Below are 20,245 nucleotides of genomic sequence, written 5' to 3'. Positions count from 1 at the left end.
AAAATATTTTTCGCAAAAAAAATATTTTAGTTTAATGTCAGTTATTATAAATAAAATTAAACATGAATGATCTATGAGGTATATATGTTAGGTAAAATTGCATTGCATTATGGTTTTGAATTAGAAGTACAAGTTTTAAAAAGTGGAGCAGGCTTTTATATTGGAACTTTTGATTGTGAACCTGTAAGCAGAGAGTCAATTGAATATTTTGAAACTAGAGACATTGCAGAAGAAGCTTTGAAAAATAATACATGGACACAACGCGCATTAGATTTTTAATAAAAAAAGGCTAGTAGTTACTAGCCTTTTTTATGCTTTAATTAAATTAGTATTTGAGAATAGATACCAAAGTTACAGCTAAAGATAATGGCACAATAAAATACAGAATATTGATCATAATTAATTTAGATTTAGACATCTTTTTCATGAGATCATAGACATCAGGTTCATTTGAAATTTTATTAGTCAAAATTCTAGTAATATATGTACTTACTGGTGAAACTAAGATCATTGCTGTACAAAATATATTAATAAAGAGAGGTGCATAAGACTCTTTAGTTACAGGAAGTAAGTCAAATTTTTGGATGCTTAATAGTCCGATAAAAATACTAATAAGTAGGGCTGCCACTAACTGCCCTACTTCATTTTTATGCACATGCAAGCCCATAACTTTATAGTTAATAGAGTTATAAAGCATTTTGGTAAATACTTGTATATTATAAAGAAACATCAGAAAAAAACTAAATGAAATAGCGTTATCCCAAAACGATTTCATGATAAGAATCATAAATAGAAGTGCTAACATGAAAATAACATTCATAGATAGAACTAACGTTGCTCCTGATAAAAAGCTATTCTTTTTATCTAAGAGGATAAACATTTTTTCAAACTTTTTTGCACTAATCATTTTTAATACTTAAACCTATTAGTTGAAATTATTGTAATAAATACTTCATCACTATTTCCGAATTCTTTCTCATTGATCCCAGGCTTACCAGCAATACGATTTCTAAAGAACTTACCGCGTGGGGGCTTATCACCAAGTTTCAATACATATTGTAAATAATGCAAGAATGGTGGATATAATTTATTGTTTGCTGGACGATTAAATTCCATAATGATTTCTCAAAATTATTTAGATCTTTGGTTAAATTGTATTTCATTTAAAGATGCTTTTCTGACATATTTTGCGGAAGTACTCCAGATAGCACCATCTTGATCTTTGAGAAGTAATTCCTGAATATCATTTTTCACTTCAACAATAGTAAAAATAGAATCGATTTTATCTATATTTGAATAGCCAGTATTGCAAGTTAATACAACTTTCTGGTGAACAACAAATGATGATTCAATCGTAGTATTTAATTCTGCTATGCAACTTGAAAGATGCATATCTACATTGTGTTTTAAGCAGCTAGACCACTTATACGATAAGGCTTCAAATGCATTGTTCTGTTTGGCTAAGGATTCACTTACTTTAGAAAGCTGCTCATTCTGTTTCATCCACAATTTGAAAGCGAGTTCTGTTTCAGCGAAAACAAACTCACCATCTTCTTCATACGTATCAAAACCAATTAAAATAGCATCTTTCTTAAACTGTTCTTTCAGCATTAAATTCATCATTTGGATTACCACGGCTTAAAAGTTAAAGTAAAATAAAAACACATAGCCAAACAAATTATTAAAATAATCTGCATCGCCCTAAAAGGTGTAAATGTTAAATAAAAGAGCTTTAGTGGAGTAAAAAGTGTTTTACGGTAATCCCCACTCAATAACATTAGTCCTGTAATACTCATCATCAACAATGTCATTATGCCGATTGAATTAATTGGAAGTCCTTGTATAGCACAGTACTTGCCTGTACAAGACTCAACAATATTTTGAATTGGTCGGTAATGGTTAATATTCCAATAAACAAACACACTCACCAGACTCAAAGGAATAATATAAGTTTCGAAAATTTTAATCGTTGTTTTCATTACATTACTCCTATCACTTAAGATGTTCATGCAAATCAATGGATTCAAAGGTTTCTAATTTTTCAATTTCTGATTTTATATGCATCAATGTAGCCAGCCCAAATGAAGCTTGAAAAACTTCAGCTTTATTTTTTGGAGAATTTACTACATATAACCCAAAGTCACAGGTACTACCATGTGTCGGATCACTATCTACGCTCCAGCGATCCAGAAAGCTTAATGCCAGTGCTATACTTGAATTACAGTGAGAATCAATGTGTTTGAGTTCTGGGCGTTTTAGTATATACCCGAGTTCATAGGTAACCTTGTTGATTAAACTATATGCTAAATCTAACTTGGAATTAAACTCTTGAACTTGATCACTGTTTAGCTCCAATGATACTTCGCCACATTTAATAAAACCTTTCAAAAAGTTATATTGCTTTTCAACATCTATCGAAGCTGATTCAACATAGATATTTGATGCACACAATTTCTGAATACCAACGATAGTTTGAGAAGCGACATTGTTCTCCATGGTAGCTTTCATACACTGTAACTCAGTGATAAGTACTGCCAATTCTTTCTCTGCATTAATCATTATTTTGCTCCTTTTCAATAAGGGAAAAGCCCACATTTAAGTGGGCTTAAAAAATTACTTTGTATAAATTACAGCGCGGTACTGGCTTTTCAATTTGTAATATTCACGGCGAGACAGCTCTTTAGGGTTTTGAGCCATTAGTGAATAGAATTTTTGGATTTCTACTTTCTGATCAGCTGAATTCGTCATGACTTCCTCATAACGAACATCTTCATACCAATTAACTACATTGCCATAATCCTTAGCTGCGATTTGCGCCGTGTTATAGAATACGAATGAAAGAACAATAGTTGCAGCACCAGTAATTGCAATAAGGTTAAAAGCTGTTTTACCAAAATTGATAAGCTTTTCTTTGTATTCTGAAACTGTTAAGAACCAAGTACTCAACATTACTACTGCAATTAAATCAGTTAAAACCATTTGAATTATTCCTATATATGTTTAATCACCTTTCACTTTTAATTATATCCACTAAACCTTTTAGAAAACTTTTTTTAAAATATTTTTGTTTAAATCATTAAACTTTAAAAAATATTCACTAAAACCAAGATGAAAAAATATTAAATAGGCATACGATGTTTTTTAATTGATTAAAAGTGTTTTGAATTAAACTTTTATTATTAAGTTATTAATAGGTATTAAGCAGATATAATATACCTATCCTAAATACTTTTAACAAATGAGGTTTGATGATGGATAAGGTGAAACTCGCTATCCAGAGTGGGAAAGTCCAAGATGGAGATGTCTTGTTTGAGCAATTAAGTTCTATTCAATCTAATGACGTTATTGAAAAAATTAGCCCAGAACAGTTCGCTGAACTCTCTGAAATGGTTTTCTTATTTCAAGATGACTGGATGGACAATCCACTAGACTATTTTCAAACTATAAAAGATTTTTTAAAGGTCTTAGATTTTGAAGTACTGGATTGCTTCCCTGCTGATTTTGATCTTTGGTATTACTACTATGCGCCAGAGCAAAAATATGAACCTACAATCGCATCATACGCTCTATTTACAGCACCTAAACTAGATAGTGACGGCAATGTATACAATTGTCTGCTCTCACTTGAACGCGCTGAAGCCTATGTACAAAAAGCTGTTGGTTTCGCAAAGTCTAGAAATATTCAGATCCCTGAAAATGAATATTCATTTTTTAAGGTAAATGATGGCCTGGACGTATTAGGTGAAAAGCTATATTCACAAATTGGTACTGAACGCGTTGTATTTAAGACCATTCAGCACTTACAAGCTCTTATTGCAAAGAACAGTAATAAAACCAACGTAGTTTGTTTACGTAGATTTGCATCAACTTTAAAAATCTGGATCAAAAATGAGTTAAGTAAAGAAATTTATTTAACGAATTGCTCACATGGAAAAATTGCAGATCTTTTAGACCGCCCCGAAACTTGGGACGAATTCGCAGCAAAACATAGCAATTAATTATTTGGCAAAAAGCCAAAAACTTGGAGATAAAACAAATGAAACTGGCACTTTTAGACAATATGCGAAAAAATATTTTTCATTTACTACATACCTTTAAAAATGATAATGAAGGTATGCCCCTACATCATACGCGCCTTGTTGCTCAGTCGTTCAAAAATGATCCCCTGATTGTTAATTGTATGACAGTTGAAACTTCAACGATCATTTGCCTTAACAATACGAATTATAATTTTGATACACGCCTCGCTATTGATATGTATACACTTGCTGAAGCAGAAGAAAATGCAAAGTGGCGAATATCACAAACTCATAAATTAATTGAAGATGAAATGATGGACGTTGCTATTGGATTACAGCGTTGTTTATTAAAGCGTATGGTTGAGCTAAACCTACTAACAGCAGATCAAAGTCATGCATTTAATAACTGGAACTGTATTATGCCGTCTGGCTTACTCACTGAGCTAGAAACCGATTCTATAGACTTCAATCCTATTCAATCAGCCTATTCGGTTGCGAACTCTGTCTACATTGAACTCACAACTTTTTTCAAAGATAGAATCAAATAAGCTAATTTAGGGAGTACTTTGCTACTCCTTCTATTTTATGGCCGTAAACGATTTATTTTTAATTGATTAAAAGGGTTTGAAAATTAATTAGAGTGACAGATAATATTATTCAGCTCTTTCTTCTTGTTCACATTCTTTAAAATCTATTACTTTACAAGATATATTTTTAATTGGGTAATATAAAAGGCTTTCACCATATTTTTTATTCAGAATAAAGTATGACTCTATAAAAAGAAATCCTGCTATAAGAAAACAAGCAATACCCTTTAACAAACTTATTAATCGATTTTCTTCATTTGGTAACATATAAAAATCTCACTCTAATCTATTTATGTAAACTCTCAAATTCTACTGGACAGCAAAATGTTGAGTCAGATCCCCAAACTCGAGAGTCGTTAGTTTTTAACTCTTATACGTTTGCCATAGCTACGTCTACCTGTACCCGAACAAACAGGACACCAGGATTTATTGTGAAATAAGTTTTGAAACGTTGGATTCCATACACCAAGACTTTTTATGAATATGAGCAGCTGGAGAAGCATAAAATTCATGCCCTTTTGGATTGTACAAACCTATTTATTTATCATCACAAATATATTGGTACGGTGTTGTATTGCGTTCATACGGCGCACCAGATAAGTAACCTTGGACCTTGAAGGTAAGTTCCTGATCTTTTCTAAAACTATTTTTCAGGATGAAGAATCCAAAAGCAGTCAGATAACCATTTTTACAAACATCACGCTTAGACAATTCGGTATATACGCCGTTATACCCATCATTTTCCCGATTAAAAGCCTGTTCATACTGAACAAAACTATCTTGTATTTTTACTGGCACAGGTAACACGAAGTAAAAAACAATGAGTCCAGCAAGAATTGTTAGGGCAAATAATTTAACAGCCTTAGCATTATACAAGTGGAATGATCTATAAACTAAGTATGTCATGCCACAAGATAGATAGGTAAGTAGTAGAGGGAAAAACCACTCTGTATAGAGCATTTTAGAAATATCATCAAAATTCATATTTACTTACCATGGTATTTTGGAAACCTATAAAGCACTACTTAGCACAGTACTGATTGTATGCCCCTAAACTTCGATATTTGTTTAGTAAAATCATTAGATTGAAGAAAACTTAAAATCTCTGAATTAAACAATTCTGGACTACGTTTTAATAGTTCAAAAAATAGCTCATTAGTTGCTCGTACATCCGTTACAGCATTATGGAAGTTTGCAAAATTATACTTGGTATTAGATGAGATATAACCATCAATACTTAGATCATTTAGAGCTTTAGAAAGCTTTTGGAGCTTATAGCCACCACGACTAGATAGTACACCATGATACTCAGCATAAATTTTGATTAGATCTATCAGACCAGTAAAACCAAGATTTTCCACATCTGGTAAGTGATTTTTGATCATTCGAATATCGAAATCTATGCTATATCCAATGATGTACTTATCACGAAGTAATTTCAGTATTTGATCACTAAAAACACTAAAACTTGGCTTATCGAGAAGTTGCTCCATTGTAATTCCATGCACATTTGTAGCTTCTTGAGAAATAGCTACAGATGGCTTGAAATATTCATTGAAGAGGATTTCATTGTTTAAATTTACGATCGACAATTGAATGATCTGATCATCGCTGCCAATACCTGTTGTTTCGGTATCTACCGTTATGAAATTATCCCATACAGTCATTAATTATTATCCTAATATCAAAAAGGAATGATTCTATTGAACAGGTCATCGAAAAATGGGTATTTCGTCAATGATCCTAAATCAGTATTTTTTTTAGATGAATTGTTAGTGAAAACACCTACTCCTAGATCTTTTAGATTAGGTTCCAGAGCCTGGATTCCAGTTTGACTCAAAACAATACCATCACGTTTCATATAGTATGATAACTTACATTTCCGCTTATCATTAAGATTTTGAAGATTTAATGTATTGTCACTATTGTTTTTAGAAGAAGGTAATATCTTAAACTCTTCATTAAGTTTTTCCTTCAAAGCAAAAAGAATATTACTGTGACTTTTAGCATATATCATAACTTGATCTGATAGTTCTTCAATAAAACCATTATCAGAATATGTAAAGTCTAGTCGTAAAAAAACCACATCCATCATCGTCATATTTAACTCCAAGTCTTAAGCATTCATTGCTTTATAAATAATATTATAATCAAAAAAACCCAATTATATTTTTTTATAAAAAATAATAGATAATAAAAACATTTAAAATATATTTATAAATTTACTGGAAAACATATATGAATGCCCTAAGTACAATCAAGCCAAATAACTCACTGGAAAGTAGCTCATTAGATTTTGTGATAGTACAAAATCTTATAAAAGAATACGACAGTGCAAAAAAAGCAATCTTTGATATTTATGCGAGTTTAGATAAAATTTCATTAGATAACTATCAAATCATCGCTGCTTTAACTTATAAATCATATTCAAGTGGTTTCAATAGTATTAAACAAGCAATTCAACATGTTTCAAGCTGCTACTGGAAAAAGTTAGATGAAGCACTAAATTTAAGAAACTTCATTTCTGAGAAAGAACATGATGCTTTAATAACTAAAGTAGCAAGAGATGAAATACAAGAATTTAATTATGAAAATGTAAATTCTTTTATCAACAGTATATGGAATTCACGACATTATACCTATGCCAGAAAAGTTGACTCTCTTTTTGATTCTCTATCAAAAGACTACAAATCAAATTTAGGAGCTGGTGTTAATCCATTCATCATTATTCATAAGAATAAATATGCATCAACCTATAGCCGTGATAGATCAATAGATGAAGTACGATTTATCGCTAGACAGTTGTTTAATTTAGATATTACCTTTGAAAAAGCTGAAACTTTACCTAATGCTTATGGTGAATGGCAATCTATTGACAATAACTTGTTAAAAGTGAAGTTCTATGAAAATGGCAACTGTCATGTCTGGTTCAATCAATGTCTCATTGATCGTATAAATGTCGTATTAAATCTAATATATCCTAATCAAGTAGGTACAAATTCCCTACTGAAACATAAGCGCCGTGCATATGATGAACCACTCAATTGAGTGTGTTCATTACTATAGTTTAGCTATTGGCCTGGTAATATTTAGATTTAAATTTTTGCCTCTTTTTTATTTAATACGTAAGCGATTATTTTTAATTGATTAAAAGGTTTTGTGATTTTTTGATTTTTGATTTTTGATTTTTGAAATAAATAACCTCACTACATTAATCACTATAATAAATATATTACCTAACAAATAATTTATGGTGAATATATGACACTTCTATTTACTGCACATACCAAAGTTAAAGTTATACATGCTGAAGAACAGCAAAAAAATGTAGGACCTTTGGTGATTGAAAAAAATATTACATTTACAGCTTCAACCATTGAAGAGCTATTTTCTGCAATTTGTCAGGATGGTATTAGATTTAAGGCATTATATGATGGTCACTATAAATTCATACAGCATTTAATCATCCCAATTGAAAATATAAAAGTTGAAAGAATCAACTTAAATCAGATTAAAGTTTTAATTAAACCATCTACAAGCCCATCATTTGAAGTAACTGTATATCACCCTTCTGAAATCATTAATAACAGTACCGTATTTGATAATTCAGTAATTAGAACACTCATACGCAACCATCAAACCTCATTCCAAGCTCAAATCAATAATTACTTTAATAAAGATGAAAGCTATCTTGATGCCCTTGATGCTTTTACTAATATCTTCAATGTAATTCATGCTTAATTTAGACAACTAAAAGGAATATATCCCATGTCATATACAGTAGATTTCAAAACAGAAACATTAAACCTTGCTGCTATTAATGTATATCAACCTTTAGATCGTATTAACCTTTCAGCTCGCGTACATCCAAACTTTCCGCGTGATCTTTCAGTCGTTAAAGACCATTTGTTCAGCAATATTTGGGCAAAACCTAATTTTACTCTTGGTTTCAATTTATCTTTAAAATTAAAAGGTGTACGCATTTACGATTCATTATGCACTTCTACAGGCGTCCGTACATATTTCTATAAAATGGTCGGTTCAGAATTTGCATTCATGTACCAAAAACGTCCGTTGCCACAAAAAGACTTTATTGTAATTTTTCCAAATATCACCCATATGTTTAATGATGCTATTGGTTCAGATAGAGTAAATGAAAATGTATTTGCTGATCAGAATTTTAATTTAGCAAGTGGTGTTTCAAGACATACACTTCAAGCCTGTATCCTTGCTTATGCAAAAAAATCAAAACGCGCTCTGTCTTTAAGTGAAACAACTCGCGGTATCTTTGGTGGACCTGATGCCAAATACAATATTTTCATACGTAACTATCCAAAACTTGATATGAATGGAAAGGCAGTTAAATGTAAGAAGAAAATTATTGTGCTCAAAGGTGAAGATGCCAAGACCGGAACAAAAGTGGCATTTTATAGCGGTAATTGTTTTGCCCCTGTTGAAGTAAAACATCATCAATGCATGGAGCTTACTTCTGATGATGAACAGCTAAAAGTCACTTTTGATATTTTTGTTCTATATTCTGTAGATCAAGATATGTACACAGTTTATAAACCTAATGGCTTAAGATCATTTGATTTCAATCATAATGGTTATTTTGAAGGCTTATTCATCACTAAAGAAGATGCATTAACTGAAGTTGCTAAGGTTATTGACTTAGAGCAAAGCGCCTTAGATTCAAAAGCAAGATCTGATCGCTTACAAAAGGAAAAAGAGTCAAGAGTTGCATAAATACTAATACCAGTTGATCAGGGCTTCTGATCAACACGGCGTATTATTACGCATACGTTGGTTTTTATTTGATTAAAAAGGGTTTTTTATTTTGTCTTTACAAAAAAAGAATTCTTCCTAATCACTGCTATATAATCTTTTAATAAATGAACTGGCGTAGTGCCTAAAACCTGGAGTTAAAATGTTAGATCTTATCAAAATATTTCGCGATAGAGTTTCTATTGAGTATCTTGCCTTACAGCGCGAAGCTGATTATCAATCTGCTCTTAAAGAAGGATTAGATTTGTTTATTGGTGTCGGCTATTCAACTGAACATTCACCAAATTATTCTTGTACTTATTACTTGGTTAAGGATAATGCGATTCATAAAAAATACTATTGGCAATGGGAATACCCTCGTGTGCCACTTAAAATAGAAGAAGTTAAAACAGAGCATCTTCATTGGATCAACTTTGCAGATATCAGGTCTACCCTTTTAGAAAACCAAATACTTAAAGAAGAAGATTTCAAAATCTTCCAGGCCAGAACACCTTCATGCATATAAATCAGGTAATTGAAAATGTCTTCGAAAACTATAGATTTTGAACAAGCAGAAACTGTTGTAGCTACAGTTTATTCTGTTGGGGATACATCTATAGTTTTTGTAATAGGACAAGGTATCGTCATAGAAATATCTCTACATCAGGATCTCTTAAGTTTTTTCAAGAAATTTGAAGGATCTACTCGTGTTTTTTTATTACATGGCATCGCACAATATATTTATTTAGAAGATTGTGAATTAGAACTCTCAGCATTTAAGTTTCATTCATGTGAATTGCTCACAGAAACCTCACGAAGAGACTTCCTCAATAACTTTGTAAGAAGCGGTGCTGCAAGTTTAGGACCCTTAGAAGACCCTTATATTGCGCTTTTTATAGAGGAAAAAACATATTCTTAATTGATGTAGTAAATCAATAGCTACTTGGACAGTTCAGTTAACTGTTTAGAATCAAAAAACGCACATTTTAGTGCGTTTTTATTTAAATTATCGAAATGATAAAGATCTTATATCTGTAAGCTTAATTTGATATTTACCCTTGTGGCTTCTGACTGTTCCGGTACCACAAACATTTTTATATAAATATTGTTTACCTAAAGTCTGGTTATTCACATAGAAGTAAAACTTTTGATATGGGTGTGGACTATCTATGTTTATAAACGTGTCATTTCGAATAGTCGTTATCTCAGCTATGATTCCACAGACAGTTGCGTTTTTGCCTACATAGTTCGATGCCTGGTTCGTTGTAATCTTATTGGCCATAGAATCAGTTGATACTAAGAATAAGATTGCCAGTACGATTTGTTTCATTTATTCAAAATCCTTATTTTCTATTTTTAGATCACACGGCGCTTTAACTCGAATAAAATTTGCCCATGCATTAAGTTCAAAACCCGTCTTCGGATTAGCTACCGTCTTGGAATACTCCAGCCAACACGCCGTATAATGCGTAACATCTTCCTTCCTACCATTTCTATACTTGATTAGACTGTCTCTTAAATCCGAAATATTGCCATTTTTTACTAAGGACATATACCCTATCGCAAATACATCTGCATATGCTTCACGCCACAATTGCGTCTCTGGTTGCTCTTCAGCTTTAAGATAAGTCTGAATATCGTCAAACTTAACATCCTTGCGTACAGATGGAGCTAATGAGGATACACCTTTTATCTTTTCACCCAGGCCAACAGGTAAATCTGCTGCACGGTCAAGACAGTGACTTAATTCATGAGCTAACACCATAATTTCCCAATCTTCATATTTGATCTTATTGGAACTACGACTATACATATATTGCAAGTTAGGTTTTGACATATTTACAGTGCAATAACCGGTACCGGATCTTAAAGATGCTGGTGAAGCTTGAGGAATATTAAGAGTTGTAAGAGCCCAGCTTTCTTCATACCCACCTAATACAAGTGGAGCGTTATAGTATTTTTTAGCAAACTGCTGGATTGAATAAAATGAACTATTCCCCTCAATTTCGTTTAAATGTTCTTTTTCAAACTTTGACCTTTCCACGGCAAACACAGTATTTAAAAATGCAAATGAAAGTAAATACATTATTACTGGTGCTGCAAATAGACTAATGATTGAGGTAAGGACAACACGTTCTTTGAAATTGGTCGAGGATGAAAATATAATCCATGAAAAATAGTAGCTCAGAAGCGCCGTGACCAAATACAGTATTACTAGATACAGATTGGTAAACCCTACTGGTTCAATAATTGAGAAATACAACCAACCAAAAGAAGTTAATGCTGCAAGCAGAATGCAAACAATAAATAACGGCGTTTTAAAATTAGCTTTAGAAAATCTCATTGCTGAACATAATCCGAATAATTTCCACTTACATATGAATCATTCGATTTAACTATCTCGTCATACCAGATTGGTAAGCATTTACTCTGATCCTGTTGATCAATGGCCATATAGGGCAACATAAGTTCATTCTGTATAAGTTCAGGGCCTAGAAAGTTAGACAATGCATGTATGGGCAATGAAAGCATACATTCCACATACCCATTTTGATCAATCACTGGACGCCCGGCCTGGCAAATATGATCCAATTTTAACAAAGCCCATAATTGAGATGCTGCATTAATTTTGTGGTGCTCAACACTATAGTTGGTCTGGTCAGATGAATATTTTGCGATCTCAATCAGTTCAACATTTAGATCATATACATTGGTTTCAGACAGTTGGGTTTTTGGTATATACAACTGAATTGCGCCGTATCCTATTTTCCGCTTTATTGGATCAGGATGCTGACCTAAGCCACCAATCACCGCACTAGAAAGTATTGGGAATATATTATTAAGGTTTTTCATAAAATTACATTCCCTTTAAGCGTATTGTGTTTGTTCAATCAACTCATCCAATAGACTGAGTGAATAATTGTATTGATCGACTTTGTACTGGCTTTCTTCATTACCGTCATTAATGAGTTGTTGCAACTGCTGATAATTAATTGAAGCAGCATATGTGTTTCGAATCGATTGAAGATCTCTCAATGTCATTCGTTTTTGGCCATTAGAAAATTGGCTAAATACTTTCAGTAAATCTGGATCGTATTGGCTTAATTCAGTGTATAAAACAGCTAAACTTTCTGTTTTAACAAATGGGTTCTGTTTTTTGAAATAGTTGTACAGCTTGAACATTGCCAGGCCACCAATTAGTAGTGGTACTGCGAAGCTTAAGATTAATCCCTCTCCTAGAGACAACATATAAAAGAATATAAATAAAGTGACTAATGCAATAATAATTGCAAATAACCGGTAGGTTTTATTCTCAAACATTTCATTCATTAATATTTATCCTCTTTATATGGCAGTTTTTTGAATGTTCGTACAACCAATGAAATCTGAAAAATCCTGAAGAATTCGGTTTTGATTTTGGAATTGGATTCGCTCTGCTAAAACTTCATTCAGGCATGTATAACGTTCTTTGAACAATGAGATGATTCGCGAGTTTTCAGCAAGGGTTTCAAAAAAATAGACTTGGTGATCGATGAGAAGACTAGGGTTGAAATCCATACGAATAAATTTCAATTCACTCCGTTCAAAATGTTCCACTAGTCCATTAAGCGTTGAACTCGTAAGTACGAAAGCCACATATCGTTGATTGAATGCCTTCAAAGCTGCTTCATTTAACGTATAGCAAGTTGTCTTAGCTTCAAGGCATACAAACTGATCTAACTGCTTTGCTATGTATTGAGCAGCTGCTAAATGATGGAATCCACCATGATTACAAATGGCAATTTTAGGACTCCAGCCAAAAATTGAAAATGAATCAGATGTAGTCTCTGGAGAGTTAACAATACTAATTTCTTCATGAGACAGCATTTCCTTTAGAGCTTCTTCTGTAATTGATTGAATGAGCTCAGGTCTATTCTTTTTGAGTAATACATCAACATCACTGTAAGCATCTAAATTGGATTTTGAAGCTGAAAATGCTTGGATCTCAGATATGTCGATCGCATAAGTAGGATAGTGATTAACTTCAAAAATTGGATTGAACAAATCAGCAATCTGACAAGTCTCTTCCGTACTCATTGAAAATTTAGCAATATTGGTAGGTATGAAATTTCGTGAATCGATATATAACTTATCAATAGCAAGTTTATGAAATGGGTAAATTCCATCAATATTCACGTTGTTAAAATTATCAAGAGACAATCTTTCGATTGGCTGTAATTTTAGTTTTTGATAGAGATCATGCTTTAGTGAAACGAAAGACAATAATTTATCCAACATTTTAAGCACTCCTATTAATAATAGTTAATTAAAATCTACTACCTATATTAATATAAAAAGTGCTTATACATTTTTTTTTATAAATTAATTAATGTAGTGTGGCAATTGTGTTTTAAGAGATGAAGACTGAACGGCGTTATTTGAACGTGGTGAAATCACTTTTGAATCTTTAACCACTTCCACACTTTTAAGCTGCAAACGTGAACGATAGTCAGTTTTAGCAAGTGTTACAAGGTTTTCCAGTAGTTCTTGAGTCATGATATTTCGCCAATCTGTATTACTTAATAAGTGCGAATTTAATTGAAGTACTGAATTTTGTAAAGTGAAATAACATTTACTTAAATATTATTAGAGATGGTATATACCAAATAGATTTAAAAACCTCCTTCCAATGATCAAGTACCTTTAAGGGAGTCTAGAATTTTATTTATTACCACTTATGAACTAAAACAAAATAAAAAAAGATCTCTATTTTGAGACCTTTTTTATGTTTTAAGTACGCTATACCCTATTTCATTCAATCATCCTTTTTCTTAATAGAAATACCAGCGCGAATTGCGTTGATAGATCCTTTAGTTGCAAGCTGAATCAGCAATTTATCAAGAGTTAAGCATGGATGACTAAATGGATTGGTTGTAAGTGCTTTATCCATTGCTGATCTAAAGTCTTTTTCTTTAGCTTCCATTTCTTCTTTATTAGAATGCGAAATTGCATGATCTAGGGTTGCAGTAACACCGCCTACATATTCACTTTGATCTTCAGGTTTAATATGACGGGGAATAGACACGATTTGATAATCACTGATCGGCGCTACATTAAGATCATATCCGTTTAAAATCTCACGTAACTCGTCATAGTAACTATCAAGGTTCAATAGCGTAATTATGGCGCGTGGTGCTTCAGTAGCTTGATCTGTTTCCTGTTCAGTTGATGTGTCAGATTCAGTATTCGTATCTACAGCAACAGCTTCGCCGTGTGCATTAAAATCCGCATCTAAATCAGCTTTATTAAACTCTCCAGCCTGTACTTGAGGTGAAAGTGATGAATCTTTACCGAAAAATTGGAATTTTTTACGCTTCTCAATAATTTGGTCTTGAATCGAAGCTTGACCATGGGCAGATACAATACTTTCAAGATGCTTTTGATCTTTAGAAATTTCATTTTTAGATCCACCAGCTACCATTACTGTTTGCTGGCCTGGTTCCATACCTTCTGGGACTACAGCTTCTAGTCGTTTAGCATCCAATATCTGATGAATAAAATCTTGGGTGAAATCACCGATAACATTGTCATTGTCATAAATGATTTTATTTAGCGAACGACAGATTTTGAAATCTGCAATTTCTGTAGTATTCGCAGCAGTATTGTTATCAGTTAAGAGAGTATGTTTTTCTTCAATTTCTGTTTTAAAGTATTCAATCTTCAGGGTTGGATCGTAGATCTCAGACTTTTGAATATTGAAAATTGGGCAGAGGTCATTTAGACGTAAGTATTTTGGTTGTTCACCAGCAACATAGAAAGCAAGCATCGAAACAATTTTGACATCTGACGTTTTACCACCCTCACCTTTAGTTGAGATCAATAAAGTAAACTCGCCGTTATGTTGACCAGCAATTTGTTCGATCGTTACACGCTTCTCTTTGGCAAATTGAACTTCATTCTGAGGCACTGACCGGTTGAAGATTAAACCTTGATGCATACTGAGTGAGTTAATTTTACCTTGCCACTCTTCACCAGCAAAACCATCTACAAGTTCATATGTAGCACTCTTAGCACCTGATGTAGTACGTCCAATTGCTTTAATGGTCGTGTTACCCCAAGTTGCAGCTGCTTCCTCTTTAGATCCACGTTCAATATCTTCAAATGTTTGTGCACCAAAAGTAATAGAGAAGTTTAAAGAACGCGCCTGAGCTGGAAGTACTGAAGCACCAACAATAACGATATATCCCCATTCATCTAAAAATAGCTTAAATGAAGTATTTGCATTGGTAGGACGCGCATCAATAATGGCACGGCGTAAACCTTCCATACGGTTACCAAGGGAACCAGCCATCATTTGTTTAATTGAGCCAATGATAAGTTTACCAAGCGTTTTTAATGAATCTGGTGAACGCTCTAAAGCTGGTAGTGGGACTGTTAAAATACGGCGATTTAAAACAACGTCAAAGATATCAATGTCACCACCATGTTCAACACCAAAGATATGGCCATAGTTAAACGTCAGGTCGTTAATCGCTTTAGTGAGCTGCATAGTGATATAACCATGCTGTTCACGAGTTTTAGTTTCTTGCTTCTTCAGACTTTTTGGGTTTGTTGAATAACCTGGTAAAGATACGAGATACCCCTGTAGCTGTTCTGCTACACGTTCAAAGTCAATTCCGTACTTACCGCAATGTGAAAATACGAGTTCTTCCAGTGCTTCCAATTCCATGTATTGCGTGAATACTTTTGGACTCAATTGAATAAAGCCATTATCACGTAGATATACCAATACACGGGTTAATGCTGCAATAAATGCAATTGCACGACCTTTCCACATATCAGAACCACCACCGCCCCCAGAATCATCTAACAGGTTAATCAAGAACTCGATAAGCATACCTGAACTGGTATTACTCATTTGGTTCATTGAGTTGGTCATCTTATCTGTTTGAGCGCGGAGCATATTTCGACCAGAAGTAATGAAGTTGATCGTTAATAGATCTTCATTACGACCAAAACGGTTACATAACCGATAATGATCTTGTTGGGCCTTGGTATCACCTTTCGCATCTACGAAGATATATCCAGAGTTCTGTACGTATTGGTTCGCACAGTTACCCAACATATATTCTGTCTTACCTGAACCAGTTGTACCTAATACGATCTGATGCGTCCTGTCATCCGAGTTAGACGAATATACTGGTAAACCTGTATCACGACATCTACCTAAGTACGTTACACCCTCACCTTGCAATTTATCGCGATGATTACGTGCATACTCCAAAAATGCTTTTGGATTATCTAATACATCATCTTTTACGCGAGTTGTGATATCCGTAGATGCATCTAAAGAGTTAGAGTGCAACGGCGCACGAAATGGCCATTCAAAAAAATAGTCATTTGGGTGTGTATAGCGTCTGAGCAAGTAGAAAGTGATGATTAAAAATATTTCACCACCAAAAGGCATCACAAATAGGATTACTGCAGAAACTGCCAGTATTCCTACAATGTATTTAGCGCCGTCAATGTCCGTTAACTTTAAATGGATTTTCTCTAAACCAGGACGTGTGTCCCGTTTTAGAGAATGAGGTCTAAACTTTGTCTGTGTGCCGTATTTTTGTGTAGAAGACATTCCAACCTACTTTATTTACTTATGCTTTAAAAAGGTATAGTTGATTAGAATAATTAAGAAGCGTGTGCTTCATTATTCCGACTACTTAAAACCTTTTTCTTCATGTTCTGTTCCATTTCATAACGCTGATATTCAACAACCATTTCATTGGCCATTGTTGAGATAACAGAAGCTGTAACTTTCTTTTCATCAAAATCAGCACCACGGCTTTTTGAGTTTTTCTCAATCATTGTACGCCGTGTCTTAATTTGATCTTTTGCACCACGAGGATAAAACTGAGCAAGAATTTTCAGTGCTTTTGAGCGATCACCGACTAAATCAAAAGTGTAGTTACGAAGTGAACGTTCGTCAGGCTGTGTACTTAAAGACCATAATAGAACAGGTCCCAAACTAACTGTATATAGTCCAGCACACTCCATATTATTGAGTTTAATACGACTGAAGTACGTTAAACCGTGTTCAGAGAAACCTACACTACCTGAACCCAATGCTTCCATTTCAAGATTTGTTAAACCAACTGACTCTTGAATAGCTTTACGAGACTCCATTGTGCCAGGATCGACAATGACATACGCCGTTGCAAAACCAGCCAAGTCTTTAAAGTCTTCGATTTTATGTGATGCCAAATTTAAACGCGCTCCCCATTTACGTAATGTACGAGCATCTTCAGCGAGTTCTTCTAATAATACTGGATCACCTTTAGCTACATGTAACTCATCGTATGACATGATCTTACGGTCTTCTAAAAGCTCATGAATCAAATTAGATGCATAGTCTCGATACAATGGAGGGAATTTAGCAATATCCTCTTTACTGACAGCAAATTTACGCTTAATGAACATACGTACAATCTGGAAGAATAGTGATGTTGTCTTTGGATCTGATGAGGTTGCTACTTCGTTTAAGTCGATAGATGCTACACGCGCATTCCCGATATCGAAGTTTGTATGATAGAAAAAGGCTGGATAGCTGTTTTTGGCAGCTAAGATCTGATGTGATAAGAAGTTTAGTGCATTTTCATTATCAATATGAACATCACGCCAAATATCTGTAATTGAAGAGTCAGTAAGTGCATTCAACATGTCTTCAATTGTCGGCATTGCATAACGATGGGCTAAAGTTCGACCACGTACCTCACCAATAGAATGAAAATGATCACGTAGGCTGTAATAAGAGATGTATTTACCCTCATCTGAATGCTCTTTAATCAATCCATGCTTTTCCATGATGCGATCAAGTTCTGGATCAGCAAAGCGCATATACATACGTGCCTTATGATCAGCATTATTGTCATCAGCAAAATGGAATGTTTGTTTAAGAACATCACCAATTACGTCTGATGTATTTTTTGAAGGACGTCCTTTTAATTCAGGTGGTGTTACCAATGAACTTAGAAAAGCCTTCATTTGACGCATTTCATAGTTTAGTGGATAGCGAAGCCCCATAGAAAACTCTAACGGGTTAATCGCCTGTTCTTTACTGTTCTTGATACGCTGATAAATCGCCATATGACGCATATCATCTGGTAATGAATCTTGAACTGTTTCAACAAGACCGCGACTGGATTCACCAACATCAATAATGTACGTCAAAGGAATACGCTCATTACCCGGCATGATAATGTCTTCTAGCATTCCTTTATTCATTGTTACAGATTTACCTGTACCAGGCTTACCAATATTGATTGTGGTCCAAACAGTAACGTCATTAGAGAATGAGTCTAATAAAATCAACTTACCGTCAATAGTACGGTTTAACTGATGCCCTTTATGAAAAGGTGAGTTAATCCGCGTTAGTGGCAACATAAAGAATAAATCAAACAGTGGCGCTGGAGATATTGGAGCATGGTTACGAACCATCATACCGGGAATATGTGATGCCCACGTTAAGATAGGGTCACCAGCTTGTTCCATTACCTTAGTACCGCCCCAGGCCTCAAAACTTTTCCATAACTTTTGACGGCGACCTACCAATACTGAAACACCATCTTCTGTATTTGGTGCCCAAGTCATCATTGCCATTTGTAGTCCAGCAACTGTATCAACTTGATCTAAGTCATTTTTAGTCGCCATAAGGACATTACCAGCGTTCCTTACTGCTTTATTTTGCGCCGTCATAAAATGGATGATGCTTGATAATGTACGCTTGAGCATCGTACCAGCCATACCATCACCAGTAATACAGTAAGAGACTGCATATGGAATAGAACGAATGTTCCCTTCATTGTCGTAAGTTTTGGCCTGGTGAAGTAAACGGAATAAAGATTCAAATGCGTTTGTTTTCGCTGGGCAAATATCTACCATCAATGGCGCATATACAACACCGTCTGTAATAACACTTCCTACTGGATAGAATGATCCTTGGCTTGAACCAGGTAGGATTGTATTTGTCATTAATTGTTCAGCAATCGGCTGATACAAAACGTGAGAAGCATCTTCTTCAGATGGTATCTCTTTCCAACGCATCGGTAGTCGTGTATTCATTGCTGGTACTGATAACGTGAAGTCATCAGATGTTGAATTCGATGCTAATTGCTTTTTGATGGCACGACCAGCTTCTACTACATTCAACACTTCAAAAATAGCTGGAAACTCTTCTGTTGAAAGCGAGTTTAAGAATTGAGATACAAATGATTCATGGTGAATATAAAGACTGTCTGAAGCCTTTAATAAGTCTTGTGCGTTAACAGCACTTGGCATTTGTATTTGGCTTAAAAGCTTTTTACGAGCTTTTGTATCTTGCGCCGTATCAATGCTAGTTAAAAGTGACGGTTCACTAATTAAAGCTATATAACAAGTCTCGTTAAACACCCCTGAAGCAATAGTTTCTGTCATTTCATCAATGATAATATCCATGTTCATTTTGCATTTAGAAGTTGTAGCTTTCTGCATTGCATTAAGATCATGAATAGCATATGGAGTGTCATAGTCCACTTTAAATGCTAGATGAATTGTATGCCCTTTCTCTTTAAAGAAATTTCGTAGGTTTGCTGTCATAGACGCAATTTGACGACTAAAAACGTCACCTGAGATTAAGCTTTTAATGCCCTTATACTCTAAGATCGTAATCATTGCTCCAGACTTAGTAACAAACGTATTTTCATCTGCTACAGTCTCTAAATCACAATAATCCTCTACATCTGCTTTCATACTTTGCAGGAAGAGCATCAGAATGATTTCAAACTTCGAATATCCCGTCTTCTTATAACTTGGTTTTTCTGCTTTTTGCTTACTCATTACAACACCTTTATGTATTCACCTTTC

The 20,245-nt window shown here is 34.0% G+C and carries 25 protein-coding genes; 8 read left to right on the top strand and 17 right to left on the bottom strand.

The window, feature by feature from the left end:
• Positions 1-84: 84 nt before the first annotated feature.
• Positions 85-279, top strand: a complete 195-nt coding sequence (locus tag FTT76_RS06815; RefSeq protein ID WP_180190207.1) for a hypothetical protein — start codon at positions 85-87, stop codon at positions 277-279.
• A 46-nt stretch (positions 280-325) separates the two neighbouring features.
• Here the strand turns inward: FTT76_RS06815 and FTT76_RS06810 are convergent, their stop codons facing one another.
• From FTT76_RS06810 to FTT76_RS06785, 6 genes are read right to left on the bottom strand one after another with little or no spacing between them, the layout of a single operon-like run.
• On the bottom strand, positions 326-907 hold the full coding sequence (locus FTT76_RS06810) for a hypothetical protein (protein ID WP_180190206.1): 582 nt from the start codon (positions 905-907) through the stop codon (positions 326-328).
• Positions 908-909: 2 nt separating this feature from the next.
• The gene (locus tag FTT76_RS06805; protein WP_180190205.1) at positions 910-1,116 is read right to left on the bottom strand and encodes a hypothetical protein; all 207 of its coding nucleotides are present in this window, start codon (positions 1,114-1,116) and stop codon (positions 910-912) included.
• Positions 1,117-1,131: 15 nt separating this feature from the next.
• A complete protein-coding gene (locus FTT76_RS06800; RefSeq protein ID WP_180190204.1) occupies positions 1,132-1,623 on the bottom strand; it encodes a hypothetical protein in 492 nt (163 codons plus the stop codon).
• A gap of 5 nt (positions 1,624-1,628) precedes the next feature.
• Positions 1,629-1,979 carry a hypothetical protein gene (locus FTT76_RS06795; protein ID WP_180190203.1) on the bottom strand — a complete coding sequence of 117 codons (351 nt, stop codon included), beginning with the start codon at positions 1,977-1,979 and terminating at the stop codon, positions 1,629-1,631.
• Positions 1,980-1,992: 13 nt separating this feature from the next.
• Positions 1,993-2,559, bottom strand: coding sequence for a hypothetical protein (locus FTT76_RS06790; RefSeq protein WP_180190202.1), 567 nt, complete (start codon positions 2,557-2,559; stop codon positions 1,993-1,995).
• A gap of 54 nt (positions 2,560-2,613) precedes the next feature.
• A complete protein-coding gene (locus FTT76_RS06785; RefSeq protein WP_180190201.1) occupies positions 2,614-2,979 on the bottom strand; it encodes a hypothetical protein in 366 nt (121 codons plus the stop codon).
• Positions 2,980-3,248: 269 nt separating this feature from the next.
• On the opposite strand from FTT76_RS06785, the gene FTT76_RS06780 reads away from it, so the two are divergent.
• Together FTT76_RS06780 and FTT76_RS06775 are read left to right on the top strand one after the other, a co-directional pair.
• Positions 3,249-3,998 carry a hypothetical protein gene (locus FTT76_RS06780; protein WP_180190200.1) on the top strand — a complete coding sequence of 250 codons (750 nt, stop codon included), beginning with the start codon at positions 3,249-3,251 and terminating at the stop codon, positions 3,996-3,998.
• 38 nt (positions 3,999-4,036) lie between these two features.
• Positions 4,037-4,567, top strand: coding sequence for a hypothetical protein (locus FTT76_RS06775; RefSeq protein ID WP_180190199.1), 531 nt, complete (start codon positions 4,037-4,039; stop codon positions 4,565-4,567).
• A 105-nt stretch (positions 4,568-4,672) separates the two neighbouring features.
• Here the strand turns inward: FTT76_RS06775 and FTT76_RS06770 are convergent, their stop codons facing one another.
• From FTT76_RS06770 to FTT76_RS06755, 4 genes are all read right to left on the bottom strand, one after another.
• The gene (locus FTT76_RS06770; protein ID WP_180190198.1) at positions 4,673-4,873 is read right to left on the bottom strand and encodes a hypothetical protein; all 201 of its coding nucleotides are present in this window, start codon (positions 4,871-4,873) and stop codon (positions 4,673-4,675) included.
• Positions 4,874-5,143: 270 nt separating this feature from the next.
• On the bottom strand, positions 5,144-5,590 hold the full coding sequence (locus FTT76_RS06765) for a hypothetical protein (protein ID WP_180190197.1): 447 nt from the start codon (positions 5,588-5,590) through the stop codon (positions 5,144-5,146).
• A 41-nt stretch (positions 5,591-5,631) separates the two neighbouring features.
• Positions 5,632-6,273, bottom strand: coding sequence for a 3'-5' exonuclease (locus FTT76_RS06760; RefSeq protein WP_180190196.1), 642 nt, complete (start codon positions 6,271-6,273; stop codon positions 5,632-5,634).
• A gap of 17 nt (positions 6,274-6,290) precedes the next feature.
• Entirely contained in the window at positions 6,291-6,707 is a 417-nt protein-coding gene (locus FTT76_RS06755; protein WP_180190195.1) for a hypothetical protein, read from the bottom strand.
• Between the two features lie 137 nt (positions 6,708-6,844).
• Between FTT76_RS06755 and FTT76_RS06750 the strand changes: the two genes are divergently transcribed.
• From FTT76_RS06750 to FTT76_RS06730, 5 genes are all read left to right on the top strand, one after another.
• Positions 6,845-7,654 (top strand): DUF4942 domain-containing protein, encoded by an 810-nt coding sequence (locus FTT76_RS06750; protein ID WP_180190194.1) that lies wholly within the window; start codon positions 6,845-6,847, stop codon positions 7,652-7,654.
• Positions 7,655-7,867: 213 nt separating this feature from the next.
• The gene (locus FTT76_RS06745) at positions 7,868-8,347 is read left to right on the top strand and encodes a hypothetical protein (RefSeq protein WP_180190193.1); all 480 of its coding nucleotides are present in this window, start codon (positions 7,868-7,870) and stop codon (positions 8,345-8,347) included.
• A gap of 27 nt (positions 8,348-8,374) precedes the next feature.
• Positions 8,375-9,352, top strand: a complete 978-nt coding sequence (locus FTT76_RS06740; RefSeq protein ID WP_180190192.1) for a hypothetical protein — start codon at positions 8,375-8,377, stop codon at positions 9,350-9,352.
• Positions 9,353-9,533: 181 nt separating this feature from the next.
• Positions 9,534-9,896, top strand: a complete 363-nt coding sequence (locus FTT76_RS06735) for a hypothetical protein (protein ID WP_180190191.1) — start codon at positions 9,534-9,536, stop codon at positions 9,894-9,896.
• A gap of 15 nt (positions 9,897-9,911) precedes the next feature.
• Positions 9,912-10,289 (top strand): hypothetical protein, encoded by a 378-nt coding sequence (locus tag FTT76_RS06730; protein ID WP_180190190.1) that lies wholly within the window; start codon positions 9,912-9,914, stop codon positions 10,287-10,289.
• 411 nt (positions 10,290-10,700) lie between these two features.
• Here the strand turns inward: FTT76_RS06730 and FTT76_RS06725 are convergent, their stop codons facing one another.
• From FTT76_RS06725 to FTT76_RS06695, 7 genes are all read right to left on the bottom strand, one after another.
• Positions 10,701-11,714, bottom strand: coding sequence for a hypothetical protein (locus FTT76_RS06725; RefSeq protein ID WP_180190189.1), 1,014 nt, complete (start codon positions 11,712-11,714; stop codon positions 10,701-10,703).
• Entirely contained in the window at positions 11,711-12,223 is a 513-nt protein-coding gene (locus FTT76_RS06720) for a hypothetical protein (RefSeq protein ID WP_180190188.1), read from the bottom strand. Before FTT76_RS06720 ends, FTT76_RS06725 begins: the two co-directional genes overlap by 4 nt.
• Positions 12,224-12,238: 15 nt before the next feature.
• Positions 12,239-12,700 (bottom strand): hypothetical protein, encoded by a 462-nt coding sequence (locus tag FTT76_RS06715; protein WP_180190187.1) that lies wholly within the window; start codon positions 12,698-12,700, stop codon positions 12,239-12,241.
• Positions 12,701-12,715: 15 nt separating this feature from the next.
• On the bottom strand, positions 12,716-13,648 hold the full coding sequence (locus FTT76_RS06710; RefSeq protein ID WP_180190186.1) for a DUF6685 family protein: 933 nt from the start codon (positions 13,646-13,648) through the stop codon (positions 12,716-12,718).
• Positions 13,649-13,732: 84 nt separating this feature from the next.
• Complete coding sequence (locus tag FTT76_RS06705; RefSeq protein ID WP_180190185.1) at positions 13,733-13,906, bottom strand: hypothetical protein; 174 nt, start codon at positions 13,904-13,906, stop codon at positions 13,733-13,735.
• A 259-nt stretch (positions 13,907-14,165) separates the two neighbouring features.
• Complete coding sequence (locus FTT76_RS06700) at positions 14,166-16,982, bottom strand: type IV secretion protein DotL (RefSeq protein WP_180190184.1); 2,817 nt, start codon at positions 16,980-16,982, stop codon at positions 14,166-14,168.
• Between the two features lie 53 nt (positions 16,983-17,035).
• On the bottom strand, positions 17,036-20,218 hold the full coding sequence (locus tag FTT76_RS06695; RefSeq protein ID WP_180190183.1) for a hypothetical protein: 3,183 nt from the start codon (positions 20,216-20,218) through the stop codon (positions 17,036-17,038).
• Positions 20,219-20,245 lie beyond the last annotated feature (27 nt).

The organism is Acinetobacter sp. YH01009, assembly GCF_013420765.1.
In the GTDB taxonomy this organism is placed as follows: Bacteria; Pseudomonadota; Gammaproteobacteria; order Pseudomonadales; family Moraxellaceae; genus Acinetobacter; species Acinetobacter amyesii.
This window is presented reverse-complemented; position numbering and strand designations above follow the sequence as displayed.

Excerpts from the sequence above, each read along its gene's own strand:
- FTT76_RS06815 (WP_180190207.1), top strand. The coding sequence starts at position 85 with ATGTTAGGTAAAATTGCATTGCATTATGGTTTTGAATTAGAAGTACAA.
- FTT76_RS06810 (WP_180190206.1), bottom strand. The coding sequence starts at position 907 with ATGATTAGTGCAAAAAAGTTTGAAAAAATGTTTATCCTCTTAGATAAA.
- FTT76_RS06805 (WP_180190205.1), bottom strand. The coding sequence starts at position 1,116 with ATGGAATTTAATCGTCCAGCAAACAATAAATTATATCCACCATTCTTG.
- FTT76_RS06800 (WP_180190204.1), bottom strand. The coding sequence starts at position 1,623 with ATGATGAATTTAATGCTGAAAGAACAGTTTAAGAAAGATGCTATTTTA.
- FTT76_RS06795 (WP_180190203.1), bottom strand. The coding sequence starts at position 1,979 with ATGAAAACAACGATTAAAATTTTCGAAACTTATATTATTCCTTTGAGT.
- FTT76_RS06790 (WP_180190202.1), bottom strand. The coding sequence starts at position 2,559 with ATGATTAATGCAGAGAAAGAATTGGCAGTACTTATCACTGAGTTACAG.
- FTT76_RS06785 (WP_180190201.1), bottom strand. The coding sequence starts at position 2,979 with ATGGTTTTAACTGATTTAATTGCAGTAGTAATGTTGAGTACTTGGTTC.
- FTT76_RS06780 (WP_180190200.1), top strand. The coding sequence starts at position 3,249 with ATGATGGATAAGGTGAAACTCGCTATCCAGAGTGGGAAAGTCCAAGAT.
- FTT76_RS06775 (WP_180190199.1), top strand. The coding sequence starts at position 4,037 with ATGAAACTGGCACTTTTAGACAATATGCGAAAAAATATTTTTCATTTA.
- FTT76_RS06770 (WP_180190198.1), bottom strand. The coding sequence starts at position 4,873 with ATGTTACCAAATGAAGAAAATCGATTAATAAGTTTGTTAAAGGGTATT.
- FTT76_RS06765 (WP_180190197.1), bottom strand. The coding sequence starts at position 5,590 with ATGAATTTTGATGATATTTCTAAAATGCTCTATACAGAGTGGTTTTTC.
- FTT76_RS06760 (WP_180190196.1), bottom strand. The coding sequence starts at position 6,273 with ATGACTGTATGGGATAATTTCATAACGGTAGATACCGAAACAACAGGT.
- FTT76_RS06755 (WP_180190195.1), bottom strand. The coding sequence starts at position 6,707 with ATGACGATGATGGATGTGGTTTTTTTACGACTAGACTTTACATATTCT.
- FTT76_RS06750 (WP_180190194.1), top strand. The coding sequence starts at position 6,845 with ATGAATGCCCTAAGTACAATCAAGCCAAATAACTCACTGGAAAGTAGC.
- FTT76_RS06745 (WP_180190193.1), top strand. The coding sequence starts at position 7,868 with ATGACACTTCTATTTACTGCACATACCAAAGTTAAAGTTATACATGCT.
- FTT76_RS06740 (WP_180190192.1), top strand. The coding sequence starts at position 8,375 with ATGTCATATACAGTAGATTTCAAAACAGAAACATTAAACCTTGCTGCT.
- FTT76_RS06735 (WP_180190191.1), top strand. The coding sequence starts at position 9,534 with ATGTTAGATCTTATCAAAATATTTCGCGATAGAGTTTCTATTGAGTAT.
- FTT76_RS06730 (WP_180190190.1), top strand. The coding sequence starts at position 9,912 with ATGTCTTCGAAAACTATAGATTTTGAACAAGCAGAAACTGTTGTAGCT.
- FTT76_RS06725 (WP_180190189.1), bottom strand. The coding sequence starts at position 11,714 with ATGAGATTTTCTAAAGCTAATTTTAAAACGCCGTTATTTATTGTTTGC.
- FTT76_RS06720 (WP_180190188.1), bottom strand. The coding sequence starts at position 12,223 with ATGAAAAACCTTAATAATATATTCCCAATACTTTCTAGTGCGGTGATT.
- FTT76_RS06715 (WP_180190187.1), bottom strand. The coding sequence starts at position 12,700 with ATGAATGAAATGTTTGAGAATAAAACCTACCGGTTATTTGCAATTATT.
- FTT76_RS06710 (WP_180190186.1), bottom strand. The coding sequence starts at position 13,648 with ATGTTGGATAAATTATTGTCTTTCGTTTCACTAAAGCATGATCTCTAT.
- FTT76_RS06705 (WP_180190185.1), bottom strand. The coding sequence starts at position 13,906 with ATGACTCAAGAACTACTGGAAAACCTTGTAACACTTGCTAAAACTGAC.
- FTT76_RS06700 (WP_180190184.1), bottom strand. The coding sequence starts at position 16,982 with ATGTCTTCTACACAAAAATACGGCACACAGACAAAGTTTAGACCTCAT.
- FTT76_RS06695 (WP_180190183.1), bottom strand. The coding sequence starts at position 20,218 with ATGAGTAAGCAAAAAGCAGAAAAACCAAGTTATAAGAAGACGGGATAT.